The sequence below is a fragment of the Acidobacteriota bacterium genome (genome assembly GCA_016715115.1).
Lineage (GTDB): Bacteria > Acidobacteriota > Blastocatellia > Pyrinomonadales > Pyrinomonadaceae > JAFDVJ01.
The window spans coordinates 1,035,371-1,052,131 of record JADKBM010000016.1 but is presented as its reverse complement, the minus strand read 5'-3'; the positions used below and the strand labels follow the sequence as shown (position 1 = coordinate 1,052,131).

General features: G+C 53.8%; 9 protein-coding genes. All 9 read left to right on the top strand.

What is annotated here, in order from left to right:
- The first annotated feature begins 27 nt into the window (after positions 1 to 27).
- The gene (gene tsaD / locus IPN69_22505; protein MBK8813478.1) at positions 28 to 1,104 is read left to right on the top strand and encodes a tRNA (adenosine(37)-N6)-threonylcarbamoyltransferase complex transferase subunit TsaD; all 1,077 of its coding nucleotides are present in this window, start codon (positions 28 to 30) and stop codon (positions 1,102 to 1,104) included.
- Positions 1,105 to 2,021: 917 nt separating this feature from the next.
- Complete coding sequence (locus tag IPN69_22500; protein ID MBK8813477.1) at positions 2,022 to 8,075, top strand: hypothetical protein; 6,054 nt, start codon at positions 2,022 to 2,024, stop codon at positions 8,073 to 8,075.
- A 16-nt stretch (positions 8,076 to 8,091) separates the two neighbouring features.
- The gene (locus tag IPN69_22495; GenBank protein MBK8813476.1) at positions 8,092 to 8,616 is read left to right on the top strand and encodes a hypothetical protein; all 525 of its coding nucleotides are present in this window, start codon (positions 8,092 to 8,094) and stop codon (positions 8,614 to 8,616) included.
- Positions 8,617 to 9,462: 846 nt separating this feature from the next.
- Complete coding sequence (locus IPN69_22490; protein ID MBK8813475.1) at positions 9,463 to 9,957, top strand: hypothetical protein; 495 nt, start codon at positions 9,463 to 9,465, stop codon at positions 9,955 to 9,957.
- A gap of 83 nt (positions 9,958 to 10,040) precedes the next feature.
- On the top strand, positions 10,041 to 11,750 hold the full coding sequence (locus IPN69_22485) for a hypothetical protein (protein ID MBK8813474.1): 1,710 nt from the start codon (positions 10,041 to 10,043) through the stop codon (positions 11,748 to 11,750).
- A 16-nt stretch (positions 11,751 to 11,766) separates the two neighbouring features.
- The gene (locus IPN69_22480; protein MBK8813473.1) at positions 11,767 to 12,894 is read left to right on the top strand and encodes a hypothetical protein; all 1,128 of its coding nucleotides are present in this window, start codon (positions 11,767 to 11,769) and stop codon (positions 12,892 to 12,894) included.
- A 39-nt stretch (positions 12,895 to 12,933) separates the two neighbouring features.
- The gene (locus IPN69_22475) at positions 12,934 to 13,794 is read left to right on the top strand and encodes a hypothetical protein (protein ID MBK8813472.1); all 861 of its coding nucleotides are present in this window, start codon (positions 12,934 to 12,936) and stop codon (positions 13,792 to 13,794) included.
- A gap of 2 nt (positions 13,795 to 13,796) precedes the next feature.
- The gene (locus tag IPN69_22470) at positions 13,797 to 14,330 is read left to right on the top strand and encodes a hypothetical protein (protein ID MBK8813471.1); all 534 of its coding nucleotides are present in this window, start codon (positions 13,797 to 13,799) and stop codon (positions 14,328 to 14,330) included.
- Positions 14,331 to 14,479: 149 nt separating this feature from the next.
- On the top strand, positions 14,480 to 16,432 hold the full coding sequence (locus IPN69_22465; protein ID MBK8813470.1) for a hypothetical protein: 1,953 nt from the start codon (positions 14,480 to 14,482) through the stop codon (positions 16,430 to 16,432).
- Positions 16,433 to 16,761 lie beyond the last annotated feature (329 nt).

Genomic DNA, 16,761 nt, shown 5'->3' with positions numbered 1-16,761 from the left:
TTCCTTGCCGGCTGATATAATTGTAGCGTGCTTGTCTTGGGAATCGAAAGTTCGTGCGATGAAACCGCCGCGGCCGTTGTGCGCGATGGCCGGGAAATGCTGTCGTCGGTGATATCGTCGCAGATCGAACTCCATCGGCCCTTCGGCGGCGTTTTCCCGGAACTCGCGGCGCGCGAACATCTTGAGAAGATCCAGCCGGTCGTCCGCGAGGCGCTTGAGCGCGCGAAGGTCGGATTCGCGGATATCGACGCGATCGCCGTGACGCGTGGGCCGGGACTGATCGGATCGCTGCTCGTCGGCGTCAGTTACGCAAAAGCGTTGGCGTTCGGATTGAACAAGCCTCTCGTCGGCGTCAATCACATCGAGGGACACGTTTACTCGGTCAACTTCGAAAACCCGCCGGTCGAGTTTCCGGCGCTCGCGCTGATCGTCTCGGGCGGGCACACCAACCTTTTCCACATTCCCGAAGAAGGCAAATACAAGGTCGTTTCACGGACCCGCGACGACGCCGCCGGCGAGGCGTTCGACAAGGTCGGAAAAATGCTCGGTTTGCCATATCCGGGCGGTCCGGTGATCGAAAAGATCGCGCGCGGCGGCGATTCAAAAAAGATCAGGTTTCCGATTGCGAAGATCTCGGACGGACGTCCGGATTTCAGCTTCAGCGGATTGAAAACGGCGGTTTCGCGATACATTCGGGAGAACTCGGTCGAACCGGCTGTCGATGCCGAAGAGCCTTCGCAGATCATCAAAGACATCGCGGCGAGCTTTCAATCGACGGTTATCCGGAGTTTGATGATCAATGTCGCGAAACTCGCGGACGAGTTTTGTCCGAAGACTCTGATCGTTGCCGGCGGGGTGGCGTGCAATCTCGCGCTTCGCGAAGCGGCAGAGAGTTTCGGTCAAACGCGCGGCATCCCGGTCTACTTTCCGTCGCGGCATCTGTCGACCGACAACGCCGCGATGATCGCCGCCGCCGGGCACTTCAGACTGTTGCAGGGCGAGTCCTCAGGACTTGATCTGAACGCCGACGTGACGATCCGGCTGCAGAATATAGACGTCGAGGAAGGAGAGCTGAGGCGAAAGAAAGTGAAGTATAAATTATAGGGATTTTGGATACTTTGCACTGGGCCACGCTGTCGTTCGGTCTTTATGTCCCGCGTTGCGGCTTGCCGCCCGGATGTGCGGAACGGCCTGGCCTTTTCGCAGTTTGATAATCCCCGGAAGACCGGTACATCCGAATAGCCGATCACGGCTGTCCAACGTGCGCTTCGTGGTTAAGAAAAACCACCAAGGGCACGATGCGGCACGAAGATGTTCACTCAAAATGGTTACGAATTCAGAATCGAAATGATACAACCAACAAAGCCGCCGGGCAGCGAACGGCGAGCACCGACGCTCTGATTAAACAAAAACAACTGCGCAATCCGGTCCAAGGGTAAACGGCTGCGGTAAACGCCTCAATCGATGAAACTCAAAGGTGCCGGGCAACGATGGATCGAACGCATTCCAGCGCCGGGACCGGGCTTTTTGCATCGTTTTCAAAATAAATGTGTAAGATTTCGGCCGAAAAAACCATTAATAAGTGTAAGCGAAAAAAAACCGCTCGGGCAACCGGGGCCGTGCTTTGCACGAGTCGGGACAACCCTCGGTTTGGTTTTGGGATTTCCCGCCCGCGTTCGATAGAAAAGGAAAGCCGTGGGCCGGATGTTCGGAGGAAATATGGCTTTTTCACGTGCGATTCGTTCATTTACCCCCTTCACCTCTGCTTTGATTAGATTTACTTCCGTCGTTCTCCTCGCGGCACTTGTTTCGCCGACATTTCTTTTCGGGGATTTCGCGGCGGTTTCGGCGAAAGGCCCTCGATCCGTTCCGGTTGAAGCGGCGCCGAATGCGACCCCACCCGAGCCGTTCGTGATTTCATCAACCAATGCCGTGACAACGGCGCTCGCACGCATCTCGTGGCATCGGTCTCGCTTGCCGGAGATTACGTGGTCGGACTGTTTGCAGGGCCCCGCGTTCCGTTGGGTCTTGAACAGCCCGATTCGCGCCCGGTTCCGGCCGATCCCAATGCATTCTCACCGCCTCCGCCTCCGCAGCCCGCGGCGAGCGTCGATTTCGACTTCGATTTTGACGGCAAGGCCGACATCGCGCGGCGCCATCCTTCAAACTCGGAATGGAAAGTAAAGAACTCGAACGGCGCCAACTACACGACGGCTACAGTGGGCTCATCATCGGCGACGATCGCGCCCGGAGATTTCGACGGCGACGACAAGACCGACATGGCCGTCTTCAGCGCCGGGACGTGGACGATCAGGAAGAGTTCGAACGGCCAGACCGAGACGGTCTCGTTCGGCGCCTCGGGCGACAGGCCGGTAGTCGGCGATTACGACGGCGACGACGTTTCGGACTGCGCCGTCTTCAGGCCCTCGACAAACACCTGGTGGATCAAACAAAGCACAAACGGCCAGACGGTTTCAAGCGCTTTCGGCGCGACCGGCGACATCACCGCGCAGGGCGATTTCGACCGTGACGGCAAAACGGACGTCGCTGTTTTTCGGCCTTCGTCGGGCGACTGGCACGTTTCGGGATCGACCGCCGGATATTTCACTTTCCATTGGGGGATCGCGTCCGACATCCCGGTTCCGGCCGATTACGACGCCGACGGCAAGACGGACTTCGCCGTCTATCGAGGCACCACCGGCGTCTGGTACGCCGCCAAGAGCGGGGATTCGAACAACTCCTATCTGACTGAGTTTTGGGGAAGCTACGGCGACCAGCCCGTTCCGGCCGATTACGACGGCGACGGCAAGGCGGATTTCGCGGTCTGGCGGCCGACAAACGGCACCTGGTACATAGTCAACAGCGGAACGGCCAACTCGTACACCTATGAAACGCTCGGCGTCGCCGGCGACACGGCCGTTTCTTCGGCGTATCTGAAACAGATCGGCGGCTACATCTACAGCTATGATTTCGCCAAGGTCCGGCTGTCGCCGAAAAACGCAACCGGAGGTACGGATCTTTATTCGCGGAATTTCGCGTGGGGAACATCGCTTTTCGGTTTGCCGGGGCGCGCCGGTCTCGACGCCGGTTTCGGCATTTCCTACAACTCGTTGGTCTGGACCAAGGATCCGGCGACAAACACGATTGTCTTCAATGCCGACAACTCGAACCTGACGCCCGGATTCCGCTTCGGGTTTCCGACGATCGAGCCGGTCTACTATGACGCGACGACTGAAAAGTTCGCCTATCTGATGGTCACGCCCTCGGGAGGCCACGCCGAGTTCCGGCAAACGACCAATTCGAACATCTTCGAAACTGCCGATTCAAGCTACGCCGAGCTCAAGATCAACGGCACGGCCGGCCCGAACGATCCGGCGGACAGTCTCACGCTGACCGTCACCGGAACCGACGGCACGCGCGCCGATTACGAATGGAAGAACGGCGCCTATCGCTGCCAGAAGATCACCGACCGCAACGGCAACTACATCTCGATCAACCACGACGCGAACGGACTGCTTCAAACCGTGACCGATACCCTGGGACGCGTCGTCACCGTCAATTACAACAACGAAGCGCTTCCTATATCAGTCACGCAGACTTGGAAAACGAACAACGGCGCGGACAGCGATTTCACGCGCACGTACGCGACGTTTTCCTATACGACGAAAGAGATCAACACCAACTTCAACGGGCTTTCGGTGATCGGTCCCGGCAACGGCTTTTCGCTCAAGGTGCTCGACAAAGTCACGTTCCCGACGGAAACCAACGGCACCGGGCCAAGCACCGCCTTCAGCTACAACTCATACGGACAGGTCTGGAAGATCACGAACAAGGCGGCCGACGGGCATCAGCTCAATGAAGTCAAGACGGATCTGGAGACACCTGGAACGGCGCCCGAAGATTGTCCGCGTTTCTCAAAAACCTGGTCAAAAACGGAAAACTTCAACATCGTCGGCGGAACCGAGCAGTTCATCGAGACCGAGATCAGAACTTACCCCAATCAGACGTACGATCTCGGCGGCCACACCGGAACGGCAACAAGAATCGAAGTCGAAATGGCGGGGCATCCGCACGGCGCCGTCTCGAAAACGTGGGTCGGTTCATCCGGCTGGACGGAAGGCCTGACGATCGCCACCGAGGACTGGGCAAACAATGAACGAAAGCGCTGGACTTGGAACCAATGGACGCAGGATGACACAAATGCTTCCTACATCACCAATCCGCGCGTCACCGCATCCGAGGTCGGCGACACATCGAACCGGAAGATCACGGAGATCGACTATCGTCTGATCCCCAACACGACGGTCGCCGAATACGGACTCGTCAGCGAGGTCCGCGTCAAAGACGGGGCGACGAATTTCTTGCACAAGAAGTCGACAACCGCCTACAATCTTGATACGGCATACGTTTCGCGGAGAATCATCGGATTGCCGTCGAAAACGATTTCGTGGGGATACGATCAGTCGACCCTTCAATTGGAGAAGGTATCGGAGGTCGACTACTTTTACGACCAGGGAGACTTCAGCGATACGTCACTTGAGCAGAACATCACGAACGTCATCAGGCATGACAGCGCTTACGGCGCGTCGTTCACGGTCGGACGCGGGAATCTGACATCGAGAAAACGCTACAGCGTTCCCGACTTGAACGAGTACATTCAGACGGAAACAAAATACAACATCGCCGGAGCTCCGGTCGCGCAAGTTTCGCCGTGGACATCGACCTCAACCCGGACGACGAAGATCAGCTACGCCGACAACTTCAACGACACTTCCACAACGCGCAACACCTACGCCTATCCGACGAAGCTTTACGATCCCGCCGGAAGCTACTCTGAAGTCCAATATCGCTCCGATACGGGCGCGAACGTGATGGCAACGTCCCCGGCACCGGCCGGGAACACCTATGGCAAGAAAACGACCCGAAGATTCGATGACTTCGGCAGGATCGAAAGAGATTCGGTCTGGAAGGACATTCAGGGAACGCTTCAGGAATACAGTTACTCACGGTTTACATATCCCGACACGGGCGTTGAGTCGAAGGTCTATTCGACCATTGTTGACACGGACAACAACGGAGCCGGCAACACGGCCGACGAAGTCCTTTCCGAAACCTGGACCGACGGCGCCGGCCGCGTCAGAAGATCGCGGACTCCGATGACGTGGGATTCGAACGGCGCGACTCTAACGTGGTCAGGTGTTCAAACCGAGTACGACATTCTCGGACAGGTAAAGCGCCAAAGCGTACCATCGGAAGTGAATTCCGGCTGGACGCTACAGAACGAGGACGCCGCCCGCGGCGGCTGGCTCTGGAACTCGGCCGAGTACGACTGGAAGGGCCGGGTCATCAGAAATATCCCGACCGACTCAACCGGCTCCGACGGCAAGGATCAGCTCATCAGCTACGAAGGCTGCGGCTGCGCCGGCGGACAGGTAACGACGATACAGGGGGCCGTTGTTCCACGCGATGACGACCCGAACCAGACGGCACGGCGGACCCAGAAGATTTACCAGGACATTCTCGGGCGCGATTGGAAAGCCGAAACCCTCAACTGGACCGGCGGCGTTTATTCTTCAACGACCAAGACCTTCAACGGGCTTGATCAGCCAGTCCTCGTCCGTCAGTTCGACGGAACGGCGGTAATGAACAATCCGCACCAGACGAGTACGATGACCTATGATGGTTTCGGCCGTCTCAAGACCTCGCATCGGCCCGAACAAAGCGAAAGCAAGAACACGGTTTACAACTACAACCCTGACGGCAGCATCTCAAACGTCACCGACGCGCGCGATGTGGTAACGAGCTATCAATACAACAATCTCGGGCTTCCGACCGAGATCAGTTATTCGATTCCTTCGGGATCAGGTATTCCGGCGGCGGCGACCGTCGGGTTCTCATACGATGCGCTCGGAAACCGGACGGCGATGACCGACGGGCTTGGAAACGTCCAGTATGAATACAACTCGCTGTCGCAAATGATTGCGGAAACACGGCAATTCACGGATTCGTTGCCGCTGGCTCCGACATCAAACAACCGGTTCAAACTGGATTACGTTTACAGCCTAAGCGGGGATTTGTCAGGAGTAAAGGATCCGTACGGCAAGTGGATCAATTACGGCCAGGACCGTATCGGCAGACTCGCATCGGTCACCGGAACATCTTTCGCCGATGTCACCAATTATCTTTCGAGCGTCGATTATCGGGCATGGCGAACGCCAAAAGCGTTGAACTACGGCAACGGGGTGCGGATGGAGGCGACGTTCGGCAACCGGTTGCAGGCAATGGACTTCCTGGTGACAAAGACAAGTACGTCGACCGTTTTGATGCACAAGCAGTACGAGTACTACAATGACGGCAATCTCCGATACATCGGCGATCCGGTCACACCGAAGTTCGATCGGCTGTTCAAGTACGATTTCCGCAACAAACTGAAACAGACAAGAACCGGCGCCGAGGCGCGCGGCGAAACCGAACCCGACGAAACCAAAATACCGTTCAGAGAGAACTTTGACTTCAGTCCGTTCGGACAGTTGACGGATCGAACCGGCGATTGGCGGCCGGGAGTCGCCTGTGAGGACCCGGAATTCATCCTCGACTATTCCTTTGTCAACAACCGCAACACCAAACAGGGATTCGCGTACGATGCGGACGGGCGTCAAACGAGCGGCGAGGGGATTAACAGAATCTACAACGCAGCCGGCGGCATGACCAAAACATTTGATAATTCACAAGCGTACGAGATCGAGCTCTATCACGACGGCGACGGAAAGGAGTTGAAACGAAAACGCAGGATCTGGGACGCGGAAGAAGAAGATTGGGGCGATCCTTCCAGCAACTACTATATCCGCTCATCGGCAATGAGCGGCGAGATCGTCAGCGAAGCAAAAGATGACGGATCGAAACGGCAGACATTCGTCTATGCGTCAGGAACCCGTCTCGCGACCCAGAAAATCACCGAAGGGGCGTCCGACCAGGTAATCTGGGAAATGTCCGACCCGAGCGGAAACTCGTCGGTCAACACCAACAGCAACGGCAGCGTCGCCGCCAGTGGGATCGGCGGTTCGAGCCGTGTTGAAACCGATCCGCTCGGCGTCAACTCCAATTATCTGTGCCTCACGAACCCGCTGGCCGAGCGCGGGCGGACATTCAATCCATACGAGAATCCGAACGGCTATTCGGGATTCGGTGACTCCGGAGGCGGTGAGTGTTTTGTTGACGGAATTCCGACGCCCTGCGACTTTGCGTTCCACCTTTTCGGAATGGGCGAAGCACTGCAAGGATTCACTGATTACGGTCCCTTGGCGCCGTTCTCCGATATCGCTGGTCGATACGAAAATGTAAGCTACGCGGCGATGCTTGTGGGCTATGAAGAAGATACCGCCGAAATCACGCGCGACATCGCGGGCGATTCCTCGATGAATATTGCGGCCGGACAGCCGATTTATAGGATTTTCACTGATGATCGGAAGAGTCGCAGAGGTCCACCGAGGACTGATGGAATTCCTGAGGACTGTCTTAATGTACTGGATGAGCTTGGAATTAAGGAACAAGCACTTTGGTTGTTGAAGAATGCGCCTTTGGTTGACATTGAAAACGTAGCCATTTTTGGGACGAACCTTGAACTGGAATTCGGATCAGGAGGGTTATTGCCGGTTGACGGATCAACCGGTACAACTGCTTTGTCGATGTCGATTGAGAATAACCCAGCCGCGATTTATATTGGCAACGCTTGGTCGCTGCCTGGTGAAACGTTGGGTCAAACATTTGATCGTCGGATTGATGGTCCGATGGCATCTATGACTTTTCGACCTCGAGGGGCGATACAGGGCTTCGGAACGATCTATTACCGTTCGTCTCTCGGGCGACCCCGCGGAACCGTGCTTTTGCACGAAGTAGTACATTTATTGTTCCCTGTGAGTATTTCGGGAACAACAGATCTAGACATAGCGTTGGTTGACAAACTCGATCTCACCGTTGACGACACATTACCGGAAGGCGAGCGTTATTCAAGTGCAGTCAGTGGTTTTTTCCAGAATGACTGCAATGTGGGAGGCAGAAATACTATTAGGGAATGATGAGAGGGGTAAAATCATGAAAGTTCGCCAACTGAAAAGAGTTTTAATTTGGCTCGGATCCGCGACGGTACTGTTGGGGTGTGTTAGCGCGCAATACCAGAATTCAAATGAGCACATTTCAACGCCACCAGATCCAACTCAAACACCATCCGACATTCGCAACACCGATTGCGAAACGTTGAAGTTTCGATTTGTGACGATCGCCGACAACGTCGACACCACCAAGTCGAGGCGAGTTGATGTTTTCTTGGAAGATAAGTCGTTTACTGTCGATAATCTCAAAGGGCTGTTACTTTTCATGTCGAGAAAATACAATGATACGCCGTCACTTTTGGTTGAGGTCAACACCGACTGGTCGCAAATCGAATTTCCGTCTGATTGTCCCGGTACCGGGATCAGCGGTCGGGGCCCAAACGGAGTCTCAAGGGACGGCCATAATTACGCTCTTTTGTACCGTCGCGACGGTACTCTGTACTTCAACTATACGGCGGACGCGAAGAGCCCGAAGTTGACAACAGTTAAGGTTGAATCGAATAAATGAGGCCGCCCGAAGTGGAGCGATTTGGCGTGGCGAATTTCCGACGAACAACATACAGCCGCGACGCTATTCCACGATCGTCGAGCTCGGCAGATCGTCGATCAAAGCTGAGGACGATGTAACGAGCGAAAGCTGGACCGACTTCGCCCGGAAACCTACAGTTTCTATTTCAGCAAGCTAATTGCATTGCTTTGCGGGAAGGTGTGGACCAATGAACAGAAATAGTCGATTGAATTTGTTCTTCTCATGTTGTTTGATTGCAGGGTTCGTGTCGTCAGCGACGTCTCAGCAACTGGACCTCTGGCAAGGAGCCAAACGCATCTCGCTGCTAACGTCGACCGAAAGCGACGTTATCAACGTTTTCGGAAAGCCGAAATCATCTGAAGACCGCTTTTGGTGGGAGTATCAAACAGAGTTCGAACAGCTCTATGTCGAGTATTCACGGGGACCGTGCAAGCTTCCGAATAATCAGGGATGGCGGGTTGCCGAAGGCGTGGTTACGAGGCTTTTCTATGCTCCGAAAGAAAGAAGAAAACCCTCATATTTTGGTCTAAAGTCACGTAAGTTTTCGAAGAAAGAAGTTTCAGACGCACCCGGCAACTTTGTTTTTGACTCTGGCATTCGAGGAATCTCATTTGGCGTCCGTATTGACGGAACCGTGCAGGACATCCTACTATACCCGAGCGAAAAGTGTGACAATCTTCGGTGCGGACAAGATCAGCGGAGCACGAAATGAAAACAACACGACGGTTGTGGATCTGACGGCAACCGGAGATTGTCGGATATGAATGCTACAACGCGTTGACACATCCGTTGGCGATTGATGATCAAACCTAAATGGAGGAAGCGATGAAACACGTTTTGAGATTAGCGGTCCTATTGTCGATCACGGCACTAACCTGTTCTCAAACGCCGTCAACGCTGGATGGCACAAGCACTTGTTTCCCTGTTAATTTCCGCTATTTGATAGTGAAGGACACGATGCTGAGTGGGAGATCTCGAGAAGTTGAATTGTTTCAGGAAAGGAAATCGTTTAATCGCGACAACCTTCAACAACTTTTTGTTCACCTTTCTAAGCAATACCCCGAGCCGGTGAATTTGACGGTCGAAGTAAAAACGGATTGGTCGCAGATCTCAATCCCCACTGAGTGTCCGGGAACGGGGAGATCGAACGTCGACGTGCTCAAAGGTGAGCTGGACGGCATCGATGCGCGCTTTTATCGGCGAGGTGGGAACGAGTATTTTAAATATGTCGAATCCTCTGATTCAACCGAAGTCCGAACAGTGCTGATCAAAGGACAGATTAGGAGTACGGAGTCGAAGACGAACACGGTTTCGAATTAGGTTCAGGGTTTCGGTTTGTGCAAACCAACAAGGCTGCAAGAGATCGGGACGATCGCAGCTATCAGTATTATCAGGACGGCACTTTGAAATTCATGGAGGATCGCCTTTCGGCTCAGGGGCACCGGTTTTTCCGGTACGATAATTTATCGCGCGTCGTTGAAACGCGAACCGGCATCGAGGCTAAGGGACAGGCGCCCGCGGATCCGCCACCCTCCGGACTGCTTTATCGCCAAAACTATACATTCAACGAATTCGGAAACCTGACCGCAAGATCGGGAATCTGGAAGCCGGGATCAAATTGCGGTGATGATGGGGACTTTCCGTTCAGCCATATCTATCAGAACAACCGTACCGTCGGCGATTACTACGATGCCGACGGGCGCCCGACGAACAAGGACGGGTTTTCCGAGGTGTACGAATCGGCGGGCCGCAACGTCAGGCATCTGCCGAATGACGGTGAATACGAATTGGACCGCGTTTACGATGGTGACGGACTTGAGGTGAAGAAGATCGAGAAGGTGTGGGATTTCGAGAACAATCAATGGAAAGAACCCACGCGGAAGTACTATATCCGTTCGACGGTCAAATCTGGCGAGATCATCACGGAAGTCGCGGGTGACGGCAAAAAGAGCCAGACATTCGTTTATGCCGGTTCCGATTTGTTGGCGAGGCAAACGCTGAGCAACGACGCGGTACCGGTCGAGAGCGTGAAATGGGAACATTGGGATCCGGCAAAGATCAGTCGGAGGACGACCGACAAAGACCGGAACTCTCCGAGTTTTTCCGGCGTTGAACTCGATCCGCTGAACAAGAACGCTCTGTATTTCTGCCTGCCGCAGCAACCCGAACGGGGTCAGTATCTTCTGAACTCGCACGATTACCCGGGCGCATGGGCAGCAAGCGCGATGCAGTTCTGCAATTTCGGGGGACTGTTCGGCCCTTGCGATGTCGTCGAAGGATTGGGCGGGAATTACTTCCCGTTCTATGGACGCAGCAATGATCGGTTCGCGCAATTGCCGTTCGAGATCGCTCCCCGGCAGATACGTAATCTAGACCATCCGATGGCGGTCGCCTATGACACATTTCACGAACTCTATTCCGGGGCTTTTCTCGAGATGAGTGGCTACAACTACGCCGAAGGATCATCCAACAATTTCGTATCGAGCATTTACGGGTACGGCATGTCGGATTTGCATCGTTTAATTGGCTCCTCACAGAAGGATGGAGATAGGGCCGGCCCCGCAAAGGTTGAGGCCATCACTGGCAAAAAGCTTAGAAAAGCACTCGAAAAATGCGTAAAGGAGCAGTTCGGTTTGAAAGGCGCCCGGGTTGATATTGAGAAAGCGGCAGCTGGCAAATCGGGAACAATCAATCTGGATTACAACTCTCCGGGTAATCCGACCACAGCAGTTTCAATCGTCACAAATGCATTGCTTTCGGGGCAAGACATCGCGAGGAAGCAAACAAACAGGGGCGGGACATCACCATACGGCTGGGAAGCGGGACTGACGATAGACAAAGAACCTCTAACCAACTACATAGCATCGGATTTGGCTCATCCGATACTTCCTGGTTCGTTAATGGGGAAGTCCGTTGTCGTACCGGGTGCATCAGGTGAACTGCGAACCTTGTTAAACGATCCCTATCTAGCGGCTCAGATTCATGAGTTCGGGAATTCGTTTTCTGCGTATCGGTCCGGTTCTTCAAATTATTACGGAAGCTCGAACCTAATTGATGAAGATGCGGGCTATGCGCTTGACGAATGTCTCGTGAGGCGTTTGCGCAACAGGTAAATGAGGAAAAAGTAATATGTTTTTCAATTTCAAGCGAAATCGCGCGTTGCGCATTGTCCATTTCTCTGCATTCGGAATAGTTCAGTTTTGCGTTTTCAACGTATGTGCTCAAACCATTGAGAAGTGTGTGAAAGTTGACTCGACCATTCGTTCGATGGAGCAACGAGAGATGCAGACCGCCAAGATTATTGATTTTCCGAACGCAGACAAGGTGATTGGATTCGAATCGATTCATGCCGGAGGTGCCGTTGCCTTTTCGAATGAGTCCATTTACAAGACCTCTGATAACGGGGCCTCATGGAAGAAATTGGATTTCGCAAACGAATCAGGATATCGTCTGAAAACAGTCAGATTCCTTACGGAGGAAATCGGACTTGTAGTTTCGGAATCGTGGAATCGCGGTCTCCGGGAACAGAGATTCACAATAAGAATTACGACAAATGGTGGTAGAAGTTGGCCGTCGGTGTATCGGCGGAAATCTGCACAGGTAGCCGACATCCTGGTCACGGCAAATCGGATCTCGATTGTGGTGAATTCATTTCCGCCAATGTATAGGCAGGAGATCGTTTCAACATCCGATAACGGACGATCGTGGCATGTTGATCGCTTGGAACTGGCTCGATTTACCGGGCCACAAGGCGATGACTTTCGGGAGCCGCTTTCAACTATCATCGCAATCGATTCAAACACCACTATTGTGTTTTCCCGCTTCGGTCGAGTTTTCAAGGGATCCACAGAACGGGAGTATCGAGAGATTGCGGTACCTTGTGAAATCCCGTCTAACACTTCATCCGGAATTGATTCGCGCGCGAATATCTGGATGGCATATGGTTCCGACGGGCTTGAAGGACCAAGCGGAGCGTTCATTCGACAAGTTGGTGACGACATCTGGGAGCGGATAGATATTCCCTTTGCTGTATCAAAAGCGATACTTTGGAACGACAACACAATCGTAATTGGTGGAAAGTTAGTGTTCGCGGATGGTGGCGCGGGCATTTTGTTGTCGAACGATGGTGGACGTATTTGGACGTTAATCTTTCAAGATCGAGCGTTTGGGCGTATCGTTTCAATGGTTCGAATGCGGGACGGTTCGATTTGGGCTGCAGGCGAAAATGGAGGGATAGTTATTGTAAAAGTCCCGTGATCCATCGGGTGATTCTCTCGTTTCTATTTTCCGCAGGGCATGGGCGGCGAGGCGATGCAATTTTGCAATTTCGGGGGACTGTTTGGCCCTTGCGATGTCGTCGAAGGATTGGGCGGGAATTACTTCCCGTTCTATGGAAGCAATGATCGGTTCGCTCAATTGCCGTTCGAGATCGGCCCCCGGCCTGTCCGAAACCTCGACAACCCGATGGCCGTCGCGCACGGTGTTCTGAGCGGGATTTTTCCGGGCGATCCTATCACGGAATTTGACCTGTCCGGCTGGGGCGACCGAAGTGAATTTCAATGGGAAGACGAATCACCGCTCTTCAGATACGGATTGTCAGATTTGCATCGTTTGCTCGGGCAACAATCAATCAAAAAGCTCCCGAAGAGTCTTGCGGATCGTAAGCAGAAACTAACGGAAAAGGAATTATCCGATTTAAGGAGTGAGTTCGGGGACACTCTTGGTATCAAGAACGGCGAAGAATCCTGTGAAGCTAAGTTGAACGAGTTGCTTGAGGCGCTGGGGTCACAAATCGCTTCTGTGAAGGATCTCGCTGACCGCTTCTTTGATGGAAAAAACAAACTCTACGGTGTCAGCGGGAATGTGACGACGATCCGCGTCAAGATAGCTGGTAAATGGGTTGCGACCAGCGCGCCCGCTGGCATAACAGGATGGAATGGTTCGAGATTCGAAGCGGTCATCAACAATAAAAACCCGAGCATAACGACATTGTCAACTTTTTTGCACGAGATCTTCCACGCCGCTGGCAAAGGAGCAACAATTGATCACCTGGAGCTAAACCGCGCCGCGCGAGAAGTGCTCGGTGATAAGGATCCAATCTGGAATCTCGATCGGTTCATTCGAAAATACTGCACAAAGGAGGGGTTTGAGAAATGAGAATGCGAATCATTGGCGCGGTCGTCGTTTGCCTGCTGGTGTCATCGATGAACGTTGATTCCAAGCCCCCGTTATGGTTCCGGAAACTTCGACAAGAGGTTAAGCTTCTTGAATCGGACCATAAAGATCTTGAGAGGATATTCAACGATGCAACCGTAATCTCCCGCTATCACAGCGGCAGCGTCGAAGTTGTTTTGTATCGGACGTCGTTTGGTCGAATGGAAGCGACTTATTCCGGTGGGGATTGCGAGAAATACTACGATTACCGAGTCCGGCAGGGTGCGATAATCGAAATCGTAGTTCTTTTGCCGCTCGAGACTCGACCGAAATTCAAGAAGCTGCAGATCGACACGACGGATTTTCAGACGACAAGAGAGGATGACGGAACGTACCTCCTCGTCGATCCGGCATCCGGATATTCCTACTCGACGCAGCGAAAAAGACTTAGTTCGCTACTAATTGAACCTCCCGTCTCACAGAATTCGCGCCGATGTTCGACCGAAACGGAATTGGGAGACGGAAGTTACAAAGAATAAATCTATGTGCGTTTTGCGTTGCCGCGCATGCTTCGCTTCGAATTTTGTTGTCGCGCGAAATCGACTTGCAACCCAAACTCGATCCTACTTGAAGTGTTTGGTTTGGAGACCTTTCGACATCAGTCCGATTCGAAAGAGCTGGCGGAATAATGATATGCGCGGATTCCACGACGTTCAACGATGCCCGGAACTACATCGCGTTGTTTTTTGCCTGCCGCAACAGCCCGAACGCGGACGGTATAGCCGACTTCACGCACGGCAACGACTCGCGGGTGACGGCGAAAAACGACCTGCTCGATGACAAATGGGACCGGACGATGAAGTACGATTTCGCCGGACGGCTGACGTTCGCGCAGTTCGGAATGGGTGTCGGAACGAACAACCAGAACAAACGCGTCTATGAAGAGTCGATCGGGTATGACGGGTTCTCGATGATGAACGACAGACAAACCAATCATTGGGAAAATGATTCGGGATTTACCGAAACCTACGTCAACGGCCGGATCAGTTCGTTCAACGGCAATTACGATGCTGCCGGGAACATCATTCGGCAGGGCGACGTTCAGTCGGACCCGCATACCTTCGTTGACACGAACTACGACGCATCGGGACGACGGACACGGATGTTCGACAAGAGGAAGGGGAAATTCGGAAATGTGCTGAACATGATCCAGGAACATTTGAGCGAATACGTCTTCGACGGCGACGGCCGGCCGGTGATCGAGAAGGAAGGCTTTCAGACCTATCACGTAAACGACTCGCCGCCCAATTCACCGCTGACGGCCGCGCCGAAGATGTATCAGGTATGGTCGACGGTTCTCGGCAGCAATCTGACGACGGTCAAGCCGGACGAAACGAAGTGGGAGACGAAGATCTTCGCCGGCGGCGCGGTGATCGCCAAAGAAGGCGCGACGGGTCCGCAATGGGTGACATCCGATCCGGTCACCGGAACGACCGTCACCTGGCGCAAGATCGACAATGACTGGCTGACTTCGGTCGAAGAAACGGAGCCGCTCGGTCAGAAGATCTACAACGCCGATCCCGATCCGCTTCCCGAACCGAGCTACGACAACTCGGTCGGCAACGCTGATTTCCCGCAGTGGCAATGCCAGATGCCGTCGAAGTACTACGGCAACTTCTACGCGATGCCGTGGCATTGCCAGTTCGCCGAGATCAAACGGAGATCGTTCGAAGGCGGCTATTACGTGATCGAGGAACCCGAGACGAATCCCAACAAAGTATCCGGACATACAACGGGATCAGCCGGCCCGGCAACTCCAACCGGTTCAGCGGGTCCGGCGACAGGCTATCAGATGGCATTCAGCCGGCTGATGAAGTACACCCTCGGCGCGACGCGGAAGCCGACGAAAGAAACCGGCGAGGATGATCCGGAAAGTGACACCAACAAACGCAAACGGACATTCACCGTTACCATAAATGACGAGGCGCGATCCGAACCGCTTGAAACGGGGTGGGTCGCGGCGTCCAATGGAATAAAAGTCAGTCTTGGCGGGACTGATGAGGCTAGAAAGGCGCTTCAGTCAGTGCTCACTCAGGAATGCGATTCAAAACTGACGCAGGTCCTGGCGCAACTGCGTGTGAAGGATGGCAGAGACAACCCATTAAGAAGCGATACAATTTTAGGTTTGTTCGACAAACTCGTTGCGCAAACGAAAGGAGGAATTTGGTTTGACAAGACGCAAGAAGAATTCAGAAATCTGTTGAATAGCGTGAGCCCGGGGACGGACGATGTTGCTGGCGGCGGTGGTGTGACGCTCGGTGTATACGAGAAAGGTTCTCGCGGCTTGAAAAACGCAGCCATGTTCGTGGGCGTCTTTCCCAGAGACGTTTCCACATTGGGTTCCGGCCAAGGTCCGGCGACGGAACGCGAGATGTCGCGGCGGATCGCGCAGGCCAAGCGAGCGCTGTTGTTGATCCTGATTCATGAGATTGCGCATGCGGCGGGCCAGCATCAGACGTTTGATCACGATGAAATGAACCAAGCCGCGAAAATCGTCGACGAAGGCGTCAACGACTTCGAACAATTTGTAACAAAACACTGTGAGGTTGGAACCTATGTGCCAAAATACGACGCGAGGTGAATCGCAAGTTGCCGGGATTTCTTGTCTTCTTGCGCAAACGATTATCCTATTATTCACGATGCTTTGTCCGGCGCAGTCCATACCAAGCGAATCGCTGGAATATGTACCACTACGGACGGCTCGCAACGAAATCCAGCAAAAAGAAAAGGTATTGGTTTCGCGGCCAAATCGGCTTGAGTTTGAAGCCGCGGACGGACGCGTGATTGCGGAATTCTCGGTTTCGGAATGCGACCCGAACGGATGGCGAGTACCCCCGGGAACATTGATGTTTTTGAGTGTTGCTCCCAAGAAACGGATTGCGATCGATGACGTGGATTTGACGGGGCTCG